Here is a 15,873-nt window from a genome sequence, read left to right on the forward strand (position 1 = left end):
CTCTCAAAAATCACGCCGCATGGGCCCCCTCATGCGCGCTCAACGATCAAGCAATGGCGAAACTTCTGACCGATTCCGAATTCCTGCGTTTTTCCGAACTCCAGCAGAAGCAGTCGAGCTTCACGATCACGCCTGAAGAAGCCGACGAACTGCGCGACATCGTCGCTCATGCGCAAAAGCGCCGCGACGACCGCGCTGCGGCGATGCAAAGCATCGAGACCTTCATCCAGCAATTCGACATCAGCCCGGACGAGCTGTTTTCGGCCGAGCAGATCGGCGACGCCGCGCGCACCTTCGGCCTGATTCCGGCCGCGAAGAAAGAACGCGTGTTGCCGCCGCAGTTCACGTTCAACGGCAAGCCGTATCAATGGACGGCGCGTCCGCTGCCGGACGACATCCGCGTGCCGCTGTTCGACGCTTTCAAGGCAGGTGAATCGGTGAAGTCGTTCATCGCGACGCTGAAGGACGCGAACCGTTGCGCGGCAACCATTGCGCGTCTGGAACGTGAGACGGGCGCTGTCTACGCTGAGGCGTTGCTGGAAGAGCTGGCCGTGACCCGCACGCAGGTGGATGAAGCTGCGGCGAAGCTGCCGGCCTGAGCTTAAGTTTCATCCAGCGCCATTCTGAAACCCACCACGCCCGGATCTTCCGTCGGCGTGATGGTGAAGCCGCAAGATCTGGCCAGCGCAATCATGGGCGTGTTTTCGCGCAACGCCTCGCCGACCAGCCAATGGATGCCGCGCGCCCGCGCGTACTTGATGATCCGGTCCATCAGCAATTGCCCAAGGCGCCGGCCTTTCTGGTCCGAGCGCACTGCGGCAGCGAACTCTGCTGTCTCGTTGTCCGGATCGGCCACCGCGCGCACCACACCGAGGGTGCGCGTAAAACCTTCCTCGCTCGTTACCGTCGCGATCAGCGCCATTTCGCGGTCGTAGTCGATCTGCGTCATCCGCGCGAGTTGCGAGTGATCGAAACTGCCGACCGCACCGAAAAACCGCAGGCGTAGATCTTCGGGCGTCATCGCCTCGACGAAATCGTGATGCGCGGCTTCGTCTTCCGGACGGATCGGCCGGATTGTCACACGCAGCCCCTGCCAGTCGATCGTCTCTTCAAAGCGGCGCGGATACGGCACGATTGCGAGCCGGCTACGCGTCGATGCGATGTTCAGGGTCGGCTCGACGACCACGACATGGTCGCTGAACACGCGCAGCGTCAATGTGAGGCCGACGAGCTCCTTGACGTCACAGACTGCCTGCGACAAGGCCGTCAATGCGGCCAGCGCCCGCTCCGGCTCGATCAGCCTCGCGTAGCGCGAGCGCGTGACGATATCGCGCGCCAACATCGGATTGAGCGGCGGCAGGCCGTAGACACGTAGTGGATCGGACACACCATCCACCGACGGCGCGGTGAAGCGAAAAACGGGGCCAAAGTTGTCGTCGTCGTGAAGCTCGACGGCGATGTCGACAACGGGTTTTTGAGACGCTTGCGGTTCGACACGCAGCCCGAAGCGCTCCAGAAACCGCGCCGCCGCCTCCCCAGTTAGTTGGTGCTCACCTGCGGCAATGGCGGCCCGCGCCTGGGCCTGGGCAGCGTCGATCGCTTCGGGAATCTGCGCCGGCAAGCCCTCCGGGGTCTGCATCAGCAGTTCGCGGCCCATCCGGTAGTCGACCAGCCGGGCAAAGGCGCGCGCGAGCCGCTGCGGCGTTGTATGAACCGGGATGCCCTGCGCGTGCAGGGCGTCGCGCGTGGCCGCATTCAACCCGCCGAAGAAACACGCTAGCAGACCGCGATACGCGAAGCGCTGATTCGCGATCAGCGCCTGCGCGACCTCGTCGACCGGCGCGCCATGCGTCGATGCGTGGACCACGAAGGCTGTGCCGCTGCTGCGATGCTCGGCGAGTATTTTGAGCGCGGTGCCGAAGTGCTCGGGACGGGCGTCGTCGCCGAGTCTTAGCGGGTTGCCGGCCATCGCGTGCGGCAGCGCTTCGGTGAGCGCCGCGTCGGCTTCTGCGGGCCATGCCGCCAGCGTGTCGCCGGCCGCGGCGAAGGCGTCGCAGGCGAGCGTGGCGAGGCCGCTGTCACTGGTGATCAGCGTCGCCGTCGCGCCCGCCGCCACGCGGCCCACGCCGAGCGTTTCGATTTCATCGAGCAGATCGTCGAGCGCATCGACGCGGACCATGCCCGCGCGACGGAACGCGGCGGTGTAGAGCCCATCGGCGGGGTCGGCGCGGCCCGAGCGCAACGCCAGCACCGGCTTGTTGCGCGCCGCCGCACGCGCCGCCGACATGAACTTGCGAGCGGCGCGTACCGTATCCAGTTCGAGCAGGATGGCGCGCGTGCCGGGATCGCTCGCCAGGTAGTCGAGCACGTCGCCGGCATCGACGTCGGCCTCGCCACCCAGTGCCACCGCGTGCGAAAACCCAAGCCCACGCGCGTGCGCCCAACCGAGCACGGCATTGGTCAGCGCATTCGACTGCGAGACCCACGCGACGCCACCCGCCTTCACCGTGCACGACGGCGCGCCGAAATGCGCATGCAGCGCCGGCGTCACCACGCCGAGACTGCCCGGCCCAACTATGCGCAACAGATGCGGCCGCGCCGCCGACAGCGCGTGCCGCAGCGCCAGGCGGTCCTCATCGCAGCGCACCTCGCCGACGATGATCGCCGCGCGCGTGCCCAAACCGCCGAGTTTATGAATGATGCCAGGCCACGTATCGGGCGGCGTGCAGATCAGCGCGACGGAGGGTGCTTCCGGCAGATCTCCGGCATCGCCGATCACCGCGCGGCCGCCGAGCGTGTCGTATTTCGGATTGACCGGCCACACAGGGCCTTCGAACCCCCCTTCCAGCACGCGCGCCCACACCATCGCACCCGTGCTTCCTGGCCGCTCGGAAGCGCCGATCACGGCGACGGATTTGGGTCGGAACAAGGCGTCGAGATTGCGAACGGTCACGGGCGCTCCGTAGATTGGGAGTGCGCGCCGGCAGCGAGGCGCGCGTCCTCGTCAGGATAGGCGAAGTCGCAGGCTTGCGCGGCGCTTCTGCGTAAGCCGCCTGGCGCGCATGATTTTCCGCTTAAACCAGGCCAGCGCGCATCGGAATTTTTTTAGCGCACTCAAGCAAAATATTGAGCCGAAATGCGACAATCCAGAAGCTGCCACACGCCACCTTAGCCTTGCAATTTGCGGGCTGATTGATGGCTTGCAAAGCGCGTCGGAGACAACGCGCGGCGCGAACACATATTTCGCTGCGCCGGCGTGGCACTAGCCGGCCCGCAGCGGTTGAACAAAGAGACAGAAGGTGATTTATGCGGCGCTTGCCATCGCTGATCGCGTTGCGCTTCTTCGAAGAAACCGCCCGTCATATGAGCTTCAATCGCGCCGCCACCGCGCTGTGCGTGACGCAGGGCGCCGTGAGCCGGCAGATCAAGCTGCTTGAGGAGTCGCTTGGCGAGAAACTGTTCGAGCGCGATCACAAGGGTATCCGTTTGACGCAGGCGGGTCTGCAATTCCTGCCTTGCCTTTCCGAGGCCTTCGACACGATCGAACGCGGCTTCCGGCAGATCACCGCAGCCAAAGGCCGGCGTCGCCTCGTGCTCGCCGTACCGCCCACTTTCGCGACGCAATGGTTCTCGCCGCGGCTCGGTTCGCTGGCGGACGAGTTGCCCGACGTCGAACTGTCTGTCCGCACATCGCCCACCGAAGACTGTCACTGCAATATCCGCTTCGGTCGCGACGCGCTGCCAGGTGCGCATTCCGAATTGCTGATGATCGAGCGCCATGTACTCGTCGGCACACCAAGTCTGCTCGGCGAATCGCTCGACATGCTGCTCGAACACATGCCCGCGCTGCATGTGCTGCATAACGACACCCGGCTCGACCTGTGGCCGAACTGGCTGACGAGCGCGCGGCTGCCCGCGCGCTATGCGGAAAACGGCATCGAGTTCTCGACGCTCGAACAAGCGATCCGCGCCGCGCGTAAGGGCGCGGGGCTGGCGGTGGTCGATCGGAACATGATCGTCGAGGAACTGGCGGACGGCAGTCTGGCGCAGTTCTCGGATATCGAAGTGACCGGCCCCTTCGGTTACTGGCTCGACGTGGCGCAACGCCACGCAGCGCTTGAGCATGTGCAAGCGTTTGCCGGATGGATGCGGGAAGAGGTTTTGAAGATGGAGTGAGGCGGACGGCGTACTGCAATGATTCCGCGGGCGTAGAACCGCCACCGCAGCGGTGGCAGGACTAGCCGACCGATTACGGAAAAACATGCAGCTCAACTTTGCCTGGGTCACCTTATCCAAATGGCCAAAATTAACCACTTCGTCTGAACAATAGACAAGCGTCACGCTGCCCTGATTTATAATCATCAAGCCATCGGGAAACACCCGGTGGTCAGGTTTGGAAGCCTGCGATACAAACCGCACACCCGCTCAGGCGGGTCGTGCGTCTACCGCTGCACGTCTATATTTCAATGGGCGGGTCGTGGTGGGGGAGCCGCGAGGCTCGCCGGTTTGTTTGTGTCCCGGTCTTCCAATCCCGCTTCGTGCCCGCTCACCCCCTTCCCAAGACGAGTGTCGGGCGATCCATGAAGTATCAGGGAGGTCGCACCATGAGCAAATCCACAAAACAATCTCAACCCGGTTCACGTCCGCCAGTCGACGCGCTCCAGTACGAAAAGCTTGCGCTGTCCGCCTTCCATCTTTGCGACCGGCAGTTGAGCCATCTCAATACGCTGATCACACTTGCGTCCTCAATGTGTAGGAATCCTGCCGTCATGAGCGACGAAAGACGACGTCAACAGGCCATGCTCGAATTGCTTGTCGACACGGCTGAGCAATATCAGCAGGAGCTCGAGTGTGACCGTGAGTTGTACCAGGTCATCGCGCTCGATGCGAAGGGCGTCCCCCAAAGCCGCATCACCGCGAACCGTGCCGCACGCCTTCTTGAAGAAGCATCAAACATCGCTGGGCAAGCTTCGCCTACGGCAAAGACTGAAGAGTGCAAACAGGCTTCCGCTGGAAGCACGAGAGACGTAGATGCAGATGCAGGTGAAGACGCGCAGCAAACAGTGGAGGTGCGACACTGATCCATCAGAGGCCGTCACTGCTCTGCATAAACCTCAATTCGAGCAGATAGGATAGGACAGCGCCAACTGCACCAAACCTCCGCGCGAAAAACAGGCCCCGTGACTCGTCGGCGGGGCCTTTTCACATGATCGTCAGCCTTGACGTGCAGGCGCGCCGACATATTCGGATTCTTTCGCGGCATCAGTAGGGATATTCCTACGTAATTAAGAATGCTCCGATTCTTTCTGAGATGCCGTTCAGCGAACATTTTATTTGTGCCATCGCGCGTTAGCGCCCATCCGGGCGCTCGTCATCTTTCTGCTATTCGTTTCACCCGCAATTCTGATTGCGCGTGGCGACACAGGAAATCATTACGCCACGGTGGCTTACATCTAAAAGCTCGCCGTTTCGCGCGACGCCACAACAGGGAAATAATCATGAATGGATTATTCAATTTTTTCCGCGCGAAGGCGCGTCGCGGGACCGCCGAGGTCACCGCACTTCACAGGCCGGTGACGCGCGTGCTGGCGATCGTCGCGTGCGCCCTCGGAATGTGTGCGGCAATTCCAGCCAACGCAGCCTGTGTGTTCTCTGCCGGGTCCTTCAAGACAGGCAGCGTGGACATGGGCAGCATAACAGTGCCCCCGAACGTGCCGGTCGGGACCGTCCTTGCGACCAAGCAGGTATCGTCCAGCAGCATTTTGGGTCAGGAAAGTTTCACGTGTGGAAACAACCTAGTCACGACTGTTTCCTTCGCCATGTCGGGTTCCGCTACGTCGAACATTTACCCGACAAACATCCCCGGTATCGGCATTCGCATTTACGCCTGGTCCAGCCAGACCTACTACACGTCACCGACGACGCCGACACTGACGCCAAATTCGTGGACTTTTAGCTATTCGCAGGCCAGCGGCGCCTACGGAATGGGTTATCAACAATTTCGATTCGACCTCGTTGCTACCGGGCCGGTCAGCAACAGTGGGACCGACATGCTGTCCTACAACGTCGCACCGTGGATATCGGTCGCGGCCAATGACGGTTCTGGTCAGATGGCCATCGCGAACCTCGCGTTGACGGCAACGGTGACTACGCCGACCTGCAGTGTGGTCAATTCCCGGATTCCAGTGTTCCTGCCGACAATTTTGGTAGATAACTTTAATACTGGATCAACCGGCACGAGCGGATTTAGCCTGGACCTGAACTGCACGGCAGGCGTGAAAGTCGGCGTGACGCTTACCGACGCAACGAATCCGTCCAACACCTCGACTACGCTGAGCCTGTCACCCGACTCGACCGCGACGGGAGTCGGTCTGCAGATCCTGAAGGAATCAACACCGATCGCCTATGGCGCCGACTCCCCGGCGGCTGACAACCTCAATCAATGGTCGGCGGGTACCTCCGTGGGCGGAGCGATGAGCATTCCACTTACCGCACAGTACGTGCGAACAACAGGCGCGTTGAACGCCGGCACGGTTAAAGGGTTGGCCACCTTCACGATGTCCTATCAATAGGCTTTGCAAGCCAATCGAGCATAACCAACGCGGCACAATGGAACGGCGTTCCTTCCATCGTGCCGCCTTTTGCTAGTTTTAGCCGAACGCCCCAAACAAAGCCGCAAAGCAAAAGGCCCGGTGTCACCACTGGGCCTTTTGCCTGATCGTTACCTCGAAATACTAGCCGGACCGCACAGCTGTCGCATTTGTGCGCCTACATCGACTTCTTGAACGGCGCACCCGAATGCTCACGCAATTCGTTAAAGACGATCTTCGGCCACGCCTTCTGCGCGACTTCGATTTCCGACACGTGCGAGGCCAGATACGTCGGCGCATCCGATGCATCGAGCGCAATCCGCGCCGCGTACGAATCGGTGAAACGGCGCAACTCAGCCGCATCGTCACACGTCACCCAGCGCGACATCCGATAGCGCGCCGGCGCCATTCGCACGTCGACCTTGTATTCCGTCGACAACCGATGCGACACGACTTCAAACTGCAGCTGGCCGACCGCGCCAAGAATCATCAAGCCGCCGACTTCCGGGCGGAACACCTGAATCGCGCCTTCCTCACCCAGTTGCTTCAGCGCTTCGCCGAGCTGCTTGGCGCGCATCGGATCGACCACTTCCACCGTCTGGAAAATTTCCGGCGCGAAGAACGGCAAGCCGACGAACTGCAACTGTTCGCCTTCGGTCAGCGTATCGCCGAGACTCAGCGTGCCGTGATTCGGGATACCGATGATGTCGCCCGGATACGCCTCGCTCACCGTCTCGCGACGCTGCGACAGGAACGTCACCACGTTATTCGCGCGGAACGTCTTGTTCGTGCGCGTCACCTTCACGGCCATGCCGCGTTCGAAATGCCCCGAACACACGCGAATGAACGCCACGCGGTCGCGGTGCGCCAGATCCATGTTCGCCTGCACCTTGAACACGACGCCGGTGAACTTAGGCTCGTCCGGCATCACCGGACGTTGCACGGTCATGCGCATCGACGGCGGCGGTGCCAGATCGACCAGCGCGTCGAGAATTTCCTTCACGCCGAAGTTGTTGATCGCCGAGCCGAACAGCACCGGCGATTGCTGACCGGCGAGGAACAGCTCGCGATCGAAATCAGGCGACGCGCCGGTGATCAGATCGATCTCTTCTTTCGCCTTGACCCAGGCATGGCCGAAGCGGCGTTCACCTTCTTCGTCGCCGAGAGCATGCAGCGTTTCGACCGCGCCGCCCGCCTTATCCTGCCCGGCGCGGAACAAGCGCACCTGGTCGCGCTGGATGTCGTAGACGCCCTGGAAATCCTTGCCCATACCGATAGGCCACGTGAACGGCACGGCGGCCACGCCAAGGTGCTGTTCGATCTCGTCGAGCAACTCGAGCGGCTCGCGCACTTCGCGGTCGAGCTTGTTGATGAAGGTGACGATCGGCGTCTTGCGGCTACGGCAGACTTCGAGCAGCTTCAGCGTTTGCGCTTCGACGCCGTTCGCGCCGTCGATCACCATCACGGCGGCATCGACCGCGGTCAGCACACGGTAGGTATCTTCGGAGAAGTCTTCGTGGCCCGGGGTGTCCAGCAGGTTGATGACGGCGTCGCCGTACTCGAACTGCATGACCGAGCTGGCGACGGAAATGCCGCGCTGCTTTTCGATCTCCATCCAGTCGGACGTCGCGTAGCGATTGCTCTTGCGGCCCTTCACGGTGCCGGCGATCTGGATCGCGCCCGAGAATAGCAGCAGCTTTTCAGTAAGCGTGGTCTTGCCCGCATCCGGGTGGGAAATGACCGCGAACGTGCGGCGGCGTTTAAGTTCGGAGACTGACATCGGGTCGGGCGGTCACGGATAGGGGTTCGGGCGGTCTTCAGCGGCTTGTGGCCGCTGGGCTGCCACGTCTGGCGCGGCGGCGTCGAGCTGCGGGAGTTGGGTCTGGAACCCGCGTCACAATGGCAACTCAGCCGCGTCGGAACCAGGTCACGAACGAGCGTTCGACAATCCGGGAATCGCCAGCGCAGAACAGCGCAAGGTGCGAATGATACACGTCATGGGGACGGCCGTATGCAAATGGGGGTTGAAGGGACGGATGCGCCGCTTGGGTGGCGGCTGCCGCCCAAGCGCTTATGGAAGACCGCAACTGCCCATGGAGGGCTATTGATATGACATAGTGAAAGTGGCCGCGCCTTTCACCGTACCGGGAGTCAGAGCGCCCGTCGTTCGTACGTACTGGACGGTAAGCGGAATATTCATCGGACCGCCTGCCGCCGTACCTGCCGACCATTGATTGGTAGTCCCTGCAACTGCGGAGTCGGGGCCGTAGGCAATCGGTGTCGATCCGTTAAGGATCTGTAGACCGATGCCCGCTGCGGTCGAGTCTGGCGTCAGGCCAAGGGTGGTCGACGTGTTGGATACATTTGATGCGTCGGTCAGCGTCGCATAGACTTTGGTACCCGCTGCGCAGTCGAGGCTGAGGTTGAACGGGGTCGATCCAGTCGATCGCGTGGCTAGATTGCTCGCAAAAGCTGTAGGCAACGTCACAGAAACGGAAGACGTAGTCACGCTGCAACTGCGCGAAGTTATCGTCGCCGTTACCGCGAGATCTGCCACTGAAAACGGGCTTGCGCTTCCATCCGTCGGTTGAATGGTCAACCAAGGGCTGACGTTATAAGACAGGGCGTTACCACCGCTCAAATCGATCGGACCTGTTTTCACAAGCTGGATTGAAAAAATTTGGTTATTGAACGCGAAGCCATAACCAGCCATAGAGATTGTATAGCTCCACGAAATAGGCATATATGTTTGAGGCATACCGTAGCCTCCCGACGTGGCTCTGATACGAATCCCAATGCCTGGAATATTGGTCTCATATAGTCCGGACGACCCCGTGCCCGACATCATGAAAGACAGCGTGGTGGGAACGCTCGACCCGCACCAGAACTCCTGCGTGCCAAAGAGACGGTTGCCGAATGATGCGAGTACGGTCCCGACCGGGGCGTTGGTCGACACGCTAACGTTTCCGAAAGATTGATTGGCAGTTGAGAAGCCTCCACTCTTGAACGAGCAGGCTGCGTTAGCTGGGATCGTCGCACACATGCCCAGTACGCACGCCAGGATTGTCAGGATATGCCTAGTCCAGGTACTACCCGCGGAGTCGCTAAGCGCACAGAGGCGCGCATTCACGCGAAAAATCTTGAATAGGATTTTCATAGTCGAATCACCTGGTTGTTCTAGTTATTTCAATGGATTTGCGCCGCAACGTCTCGCTGCGTTTGGCTACCCACAGCAGCGCCCGTCTGAACCGGTTCACTCCCACCCACGCAATGCCCTTCCACCAACAAATAAGCGGCTCCCGCCTTACCCGTTGATTTCGGCAACACATAATCAATCCGGCACTCTTCCGACGCCGCTGAACCCCACTTCACAAACAGCGAGCCTTTATCTTCCAGGCCGCGCGCAAAAATCCGGCTGTCCTGAGCGACGACACCAACGGTCTTGCCGTTTCCATCAACCACATCCGCGCCAAACGGCAGCGCCTTGTCGCCGAGTTGCGGCGCGCGAATCAGCGCGGCACGTCCGCTCACCGTCTTGTACTTGATCATCACCACAGAACCGAGACGCGGCACCGCCTGCTCCGAAGTCGATTCGAATTCGACGTCGGTCGAGGTGCCCTTCGGGTCGATGTCGACGACATTCATGCCGTACGGCGTTAGGTAAGGCACCACCGCATAACCGCGGCTATTGAGCTTGACGCCCGGCGCGCTGCTCACGCTTGCGCCCGCCGCGCCCGGTGCCTCGACGATGCCGAACGTATCGCCGACGGTTTGCGAGAACGTCACGCCGCCCGGATGCGCAACGACCGTCCCGCTGATACCGGCCGACACCTGGCTCGAACCCGAGCCCGCGCTTGCCGACGCCGTCATCTGCGCATACGGCGCACGCCATGCACCGCTCACGCCTGTGTTGGCGGAGCTGCTGCCGCTGGCGCTGCCATACGTGCCGTACGCGTTGTACGAGTACTGGTTGGCGTCGCCAAGCGAGCCGCTCACGTTGGCCTGCAGGTTGGTGCTGCCGCCCGAGCTGGACAGGTTCGTCGACATCAACGGCGCATGCTGGCTGTGGCCAAGCGGCATCGTCGTGCTGAGCATGAACTGGTTGGACATCGAACCGTCAGCGTTGCGAGTACGTCCCGCAGTGATGCTGTAAGTGCCGTACTTGAAACTGTTCGTGTAGCCGGCCTGATAGAACATGTCGCTGCCGTCGTGATTCCAGTACTGCTGCGCCGATGCGCTCAGGAACACGGTCCCGTGATCCTTGAAATTCTGGTTGACCGAGAGCTGGAAGCGGTTGCGCTGGCGATAAACCGAGTTCGTATCACCGCCGTGCATCGCAAGATCGCGCACCGAGGCTGCATCCGTCAGATTCATGAAGCCCGCAGTCGAATAGCGGTAGGCCGCCACCGAAATGTTGGTACCCGTCGGGTCGATGAACTTGCTGTAGCCAATGCGCAAGCTCGTGCCGCGCATCGTGCTCTGGTTCGGCACCTGCGTCTGTGCAGCGGTCACGTCAGCCGAGAACGCGCCGAACTTCGTGTTGAGCGCCGCGCCCACGTCAGCCGCTACGTAGCCGTTCGCAGCCACGCCGCCGCCATAGGCCGTCACCAGATTCGTGAGGCCGCGTTGCAACGTGAACTGCGCAAAGTTCGGCTTCGTTTCGAGCGCGTCGTTGCGCAATTGCCCGGCGGTCACCGAGAAGCGCGTCGTGCCCGGCCGAAGCGATTGTGCAACCGAGGCGTAAGGCACGGTAAAGGTCTTCGTGCGGCCATCGGCTTCGGTCACCGTCACGTCGAGGTTGCCGCCGTAGCCGGTCGCATACAGGTCGTTGATTTCGAACGGACCCGGTGACACGCTGGTTTCGTAAATCACCTGGTTGTTCTGACGGATCGTCACACGCGCATTCGATTCCGCCGTACCACGCACCACCGGCGCGTAGCCACGCAGCGATTCCGGCAACATGCGGTCGTCGGTGGCGATCTGCGCGCCGCGGAACTGCACGCTGTCGAACACGTCGCCCGTCGTGTAGCCGTCGCCCAACGTCACTTGCGACTTCAGCGCTGCAACGTCGTGCTGTACGTACGTCGCAATGTTGTCGAAATGCGTGCCCTGGCCGGTCTGCTGCGATACCGACGATTGATGGCGGAAATGCCACGCGCCGATGTTCACGCCGGCATCCAGACCCAGATAGCTTTGCGTCGACTGCGTGCCCGAACCTGCGGTGTGATAGGTATTGGCGTTGTAACTCACGAAGCCCGCGTTCACGCCGTTTTGCCACATGTCCGGCGGCACGTAGCCGCGCGCGGCGTTGCGCATGTATTTCTGCGGCACGCTCAGCGTGAGCTTCTGTTCGGAGAAATCGAAGTCGACGGTCGCGTCCGGCACCGCTGCGGCAAGGTCAAGGCATTCGTCGGCGTTGGCGGCGTTGGTGGCGTTGGCGACTTCACCGGATTGCTTGCTGGCGGTCGCATCAGCGCTTGCGCCGGCGGCGGCGTGGGTATCTTTGGCCGCGGCTTCAGCTGCATAGGCAGACGCATGCTCCGGCAGCTTCGCACCGGTAGCCGCGCCAACCTTGGCGAAATCAACACCGAGTGTTTCCAGCATCTGACGACTAAAGCACGCACGCGCGCTTTGTCCGTCGCGCGTCGCCACGAAGCGCACGTCCTGGCGCGCCACACGAACATCGTTGACCCAGAGGTCGACAGAATACAAACCCGGCTGCACCATGTTGCCGCGCGCGAAACGCGAAACGTCCACGGTTTGCTTCGGATCGGTACGCAGAAACGTCGTGTCGAATTGGACAGCTGCACCGGCGTCGCTGGATTCTGCTGCATTCACGCTCGCCGACTGGACGCCGCCCAGCACCGCGAAAGCCGACATGACCACTGCGGCTACGGGGCTCAGGCCGAACGAACCAGCGAATTCGCTGGTGCGAGCATGCGACTGATGACGAGGTGAGTGCTTCATGATCTAACTCAATTCCAATATTCGCGACAGGCGTGAGTCGTCCTTATGCGTTGCCTGTGCAACGCACGCCGTGGTCGAGAAGGGGTTTAACGATGGGCGGAAGGCGGCCGCCCGGCCGGCAAGCTGCTGCGGTCTATTGACCGAGCGTCGCGTCGCCGTTAATGGCGCCGCCGTAGTCGCTGATTGCGGTGTAGTGAACCTTTGCACCTGCCGGTACGGCATTCATCTTTGCGACCGGCAAGACTACCGATGCACGCGGCGCAACCATGCCGCCCTGTTCGTTCTTGAAAGTGTGACCACCGCTTTCGACATCCACTTCGCTAAACGACACGTAGTACGGCGTCGGATTCGATACGCTCACCGCCTGGCCCTTGCCATCCGGTGATGCGGCAATCTTCCAGTTCAACTGCGTCGGTGCATCTTCTGGCTTGCCAGGCAATTTGGCCGGACGCACAAAAACCTTGATGCGGGTGCGGTAGGCCATTTGCAGCGAGTTGACGTCGGGCGCGCCGTTTGCCTTCGGCGGAATATCCAGCACGTTGAGCCAGTAGACCGATTCGCGATCCTGCGGCAGCGCTTCGCCGCTATACATCACACGCAGGGTCTGTGCTTTCGCCGGGTCCATGCGGAAAATCGGCGGCGTAATCACAAACGGCACCTTGACTTCGCCGGGTTTTGCATCCGGATTGCCGTCGTCCATCCATACCTGCACGAGCGACGGGGTGTGGCTGTCGTTATCGAGCTTGACCGTGACTTCGCGCTGCTCGAGCGGATACACCACTCGCGTACCGCCGATCGTCACGCTTGCTTGTGCGCTGCCTGCAAGCAGCGCACAAGCAAAACCGATTCCCATCGTCATTTTTCCGAGCAACTTCATCACATCACCTTTGAAAATAATCTTGAAATAAGGCCGCAAAAAAGGCGTTCGCCTGAGCGAACGCCTCGGCTATCGCTTACTGATACTGCATCGTGTATTGAACGTTCGTGCTCACGTTGCCGGCCGTAGCCTTGCCCGTTGCGTAGTACTGCGCGAAATACTTCAGGTTCGCGCTGCCGGTGGTGATCGTCGCGCCGTTGCCAGCGATATCGTTGTTCAAACCGGTCACGATGTTGATCGGTTGCATCGATGCGTTCAGCAGACGGACTTCAACGTTCGTGGCCGGGGTCGTACTAGCCAGGTTCGTCAAATAGCCGTTTGCCTGGTCGACCGTCGAGCCGTTTTCGAAGGTGGCAACTGCCTTGGTTGCGCCGCCCGAGCAGCCGGTCAGTGCCATCGTGATACCGGTCGGGCTCGACGTACCGGCAACTGCGCCTGCCGCCGAGAGCGTGCCGGCCGAAACCGTCGGCAGCGTGACTGCCACATCGGCAGCCGTACCCGATGCCTTGCCGTTGATCGAGCAGGTGGTGTTCGACAGCGTGCCGGTGATGCTGATCGTGCCGTCCGCCGCGTGGGCGCCGAACGATGCAAGACCCAACAGACTGCCGGTTGCGATTGCGATTGCGGGGAGAATTGATTTCATGTTTTGCTGCTCCAGTGAGTTAAGAAAATTATTGAATCAACAGCGAATCGATATTGGATGAGACCCGCCATTTGGTCCTGGGCGCTCCAATGTTCTCGGTATCTGCTTCGAACTATTGGCCTCTCGTTCAGGCACAAACCAATGTTAGGGCTTCGAGATTCCTAAGTACCTAGGACGATTCTTATTTGAATAAGACTTTCCCTACGTGAAATAAGAATGCTTCTGACGGTTGTGCTTTTGTCGTCTGTAGGCGATTAAGACTTTTCCTAAAACTCGAAGAAGAAAGGTCCAATCCAGATCTGGCGCCACAAATGGAAAACCCGCCGCATCGTTACCGATGCGGCGGGTTTTTTTTGCAGCTCTCTGCGCGGGCTACGCGCCGCTGGCTTCGTCCAACGTCAAGTGCTTCGTCTCAGGCGCCCAGGCGATCGATACCACCATGCCGATCAACAAAACGGCTGCGAGCACCATCATCGTCGCGTGAAAACCTAGATGGAGGATCCCGAGCGGCAGCAGAAACGTACCGACAGCCGAGCCGAGACGGCTGCACGCGATCGCAAGTCCGACGCCGCACGCGCGCACTTCTGTCGGAAAGCATTCCGGCGGAAACACGCCGACCAGATTCGAAAAAGCGGACATGGTCAGCGTGAAGATCGCGAACGCGACGATCATCGCGAGCGTTGCAGACTCCGGCAGCAAGCTCAATGCGATCAGCGACAAGCACGTCACCGCGAACGAACCGATCAGAAACATGCGGCGCGATAACTTGATCGTGAGCCAGATGCCAATCAGCGCGCCCAGCACCAGGAAGCCGTTCAACAGGAAATCCGCACCCGAACCGTCGTTCAGATGAATCGCCTTAAGAATGGTCGGCAGGAACGTGTAGATCGCGAAGTACGGAATCACGAGGCAGACGAAAAATGCACAGTTGAAGACTGTTCTGCGGATCAGGTCCTTTCTGAAAAGCCGTGCAAAGCCCGTATGTCCGTGAGCCGCGTGGTCATCGTCGCCACCATCGAGTGTCACGTTAGGACCGAAGTGCTTGAGTACGATCGCCTTGGCTTCGGCGACACGTCCCTTGCCGTGCAGCCAACGCGGCGATTCCGGCGTGCCCATGCGCAAGATCAACACGATCAACGCCGGAACGCCCGCCGACGCAAGCAGCCAACGCCACGCATCTGGCGAAGCGTCCGCGTATTGCATACCGAGCACGTTAGCCACCACATAACCAACGGTCCACACCACGCTAAACGAACCTAGCAACGTCCCACGATGTTTGCGCGGAGAAAATTCAGCAAGAATTGCGTGTCCGACCGCAAAGTCCCCGCCCATGCCGAAGCCGATCAACACACGCAGCAAACACAACTCTGACGGCGACGACACGTAAAACTGCGCGAAAGCCGCCGCTGTAATGATGAGGAAGCTCAGTAGAAAGATCTTCTGCCGTCCCAGTCGATCGGACAGCCAGCCAAACACGAGGCTGCCGACAAAGATGCCCATCAACGCGGAACTGCCGATCATGCCCATCCAGAAAGCGTCGAGCGGCATCTGGCGATTTAACGAGGCCAGCGCATAGCCGATCGTGCCGAGTGCAAACCCTTCAGTAAAGTGGGCGCCGAATGTCAGTCCGGCGATCTTGACGTGGAACGCGTTCAGCGGAACGTCGTCGAGAGAAATGGGGCCGTGCGCTGCTGCGGCAACCGCAGGCGGCATAGTGGGGGCAAGGCCGAGAGTGGCGGCCTGGGTATCCTGATTGCTCACGCTGTCTCCTTCGTTGTGTGGGCAGCGCTTGCGTA

Annotated in this window: 11 protein-coding genes; 4 read left to right on the forward strand and 7 right to left on the reverse strand. The window is 60.8% G+C overall.

Features of this window, described 5'->3' with window-relative positions; all coding sequences use genetic code 11:
• Positions 1–53 precede the first annotated feature (53 nt).
• Complete coding sequence (locus HHL24_RS24920) at positions 54–599, forward strand: hypothetical protein (RefSeq protein ID WP_169488020.1); 546 nt, start codon at positions 54–56, stop codon at positions 597–599.
• A 2-nt stretch (positions 600–601) separates the two neighbouring features.
• Here HHL24_RS24920 and HHL24_RS24925 read toward each other — a convergent pair whose 3' ends face one another.
• Complete coding sequence (locus tag HHL24_RS24925) at positions 602–2,953, reverse strand: bifunctional acetate--CoA ligase family protein/GNAT family N-acetyltransferase (RefSeq protein WP_169488021.1); 2,352 nt, start codon at positions 2,951–2,953, stop codon at positions 602–604.
• Positions 2,954–3,306: 353 nt separating this feature from the next.
• Here HHL24_RS24925 and HHL24_RS24930 point away from each other — a divergent pair, with 353 nt between their 5' ends.
• From HHL24_RS24930 to HHL24_RS24940, 3 genes are all read left to right on the forward strand, one after another.
• Complete coding sequence (locus tag HHL24_RS24930; RefSeq protein WP_169488022.1) at positions 3,307–4,176, forward strand: LysR family transcriptional regulator; 870 nt, start codon at positions 3,307–3,309, stop codon at positions 4,174–4,176.
• A gap of 428 nt (positions 4,177–4,604) precedes the next feature.
• On the forward strand, positions 4,605–5,081 hold the full coding sequence (locus tag HHL24_RS24935; RefSeq protein ID WP_230417556.1) for a hypothetical protein: 477 nt from the start codon (positions 4,605–4,607) through the stop codon (positions 5,079–5,081).
• A 417-nt stretch (positions 5,082–5,498) separates the two neighbouring features.
• Positions 5,499–6,572, forward strand: a complete 1,074-nt coding sequence (locus HHL24_RS24940; RefSeq protein ID WP_169488023.1) for a fimbrial protein — start codon at positions 5,499–5,501, stop codon at positions 6,570–6,572.
• Positions 6,573–6,768: 196 nt separating this feature from the next.
• Here HHL24_RS24940 and HHL24_RS24945 read toward each other — a convergent pair whose 3' ends face one another.
• From HHL24_RS24945 to HHL24_RS24970, 6 genes are all read right to left on the reverse strand, one after another.
• The gene (locus HHL24_RS24945; RefSeq protein ID WP_169488024.1) at positions 6,769–8,370 is read right to left on the reverse strand and encodes a peptide chain release factor 3; all 1,602 of its coding nucleotides are present in this window, start codon (positions 8,368–8,370) and stop codon (positions 6,769–6,771) included.
• A gap of 321 nt (positions 8,371–8,691) precedes the next feature.
• On the reverse strand, positions 8,692–9,747 hold the full coding sequence (locus HHL24_RS45110) for a fimbrial protein (RefSeq protein WP_407947523.1): 1,056 nt from the start codon (positions 9,745–9,747) through the stop codon (positions 8,692–8,694).
• 29 nt (positions 9,748–9,776) lie between these two features.
• The gene (locus HHL24_RS24955; protein ID WP_169488026.1) at positions 9,777–12,557 is read right to left on the reverse strand and encodes a fimbria/pilus outer membrane usher protein; all 2,781 of its coding nucleotides are present in this window, start codon (positions 12,555–12,557) and stop codon (positions 9,777–9,779) included.
• Between the two features lie 133 nt (positions 12,558–12,690).
• Positions 12,691–13,434, reverse strand: coding sequence for a fimbria/pilus periplasmic chaperone (locus tag HHL24_RS24960; protein WP_169488027.1), 744 nt, complete (start codon positions 13,432–13,434; stop codon positions 12,691–12,693).
• Between the two features lie 76 nt (positions 13,435–13,510).
• Entirely contained in the window at positions 13,511–14,077 is a 567-nt protein-coding gene (locus tag HHL24_RS24965; protein WP_169488028.1) for a fimbrial protein, read from the reverse strand.
• Between the two features lie 372 nt (positions 14,078–14,449).
• Entirely contained in the window at positions 14,450–15,838 is a 1,389-nt protein-coding gene (locus HHL24_RS24970; protein ID WP_169488029.1) for an MFS transporter, read from the reverse strand.
• Positions 15,839–15,873 lie beyond the last annotated feature (35 nt).

It is taken from the genome of Paraburkholderia polaris (genome assembly GCF_012927345.1).
In the GTDB taxonomy this organism is placed as follows: Bacteria; Pseudomonadota; Gammaproteobacteria; order Burkholderiales; family Burkholderiaceae; genus Paraburkholderia; species Paraburkholderia polaris.

What these genes read in the sequence shown, in the direction of transcription:
- HHL24_RS24960 (WP_169488027.1), bottom strand. Translation starts at nt 13,434, where the DNA reads ATGAAGTTGCTCGGAAAAATGACGATGGGAATCGGTTTTGCTTGTGCG.
- HHL24_RS45110 (WP_407947523.1), bottom strand. Translation starts at nt 9,747, where the DNA reads ATGAAAATCCTATTCAAGATTTTTCGCGTGAATGCGCGCCTCTGTGCG.
- HHL24_RS24935 (WP_230417556.1), top strand. Translation starts at nt 4,605, where the DNA reads ATGAGCAAATCCACAAAACAATCTCAACCCGGTTCACGTCCGCCAGTC.
- HHL24_RS24965 (WP_169488028.1), bottom strand. Translation starts at nt 14,077, where the DNA reads ATGAAATCAATTCTCCCCGCAATCGCAATCGCAACCGGCAGTCTGTTG.
- HHL24_RS24945 (WP_169488024.1), bottom strand. Translation starts at nt 8,370, where the DNA reads ATGTCAGTCTCCGAACTTAAACGCCGCCGCACGTTCGCGGTCATTTCC.
- HHL24_RS24940 (WP_169488023.1), top strand. Translation starts at nt 5,499, where the DNA reads ATGAATGGATTATTCAATTTTTTCCGCGCGAAGGCGCGTCGCGGGACC.
- HHL24_RS24920 (WP_169488020.1), top strand. Translation starts at nt 54, where the DNA reads ATGGCGAAACTTCTGACCGATTCCGAATTCCTGCGTTTTTCCGAACTC.
- HHL24_RS24955 (WP_169488026.1), bottom strand. Translation starts at nt 12,557, where the DNA reads ATGAAGCACTCACCTCGTCATCAGTCGCATGCTCGCACCAGCGAATTC.
- HHL24_RS24930 (WP_169488022.1), top strand. Translation starts at nt 3,307, where the DNA reads ATGCGGCGCTTGCCATCGCTGATCGCGTTGCGCTTCTTCGAAGAAACC.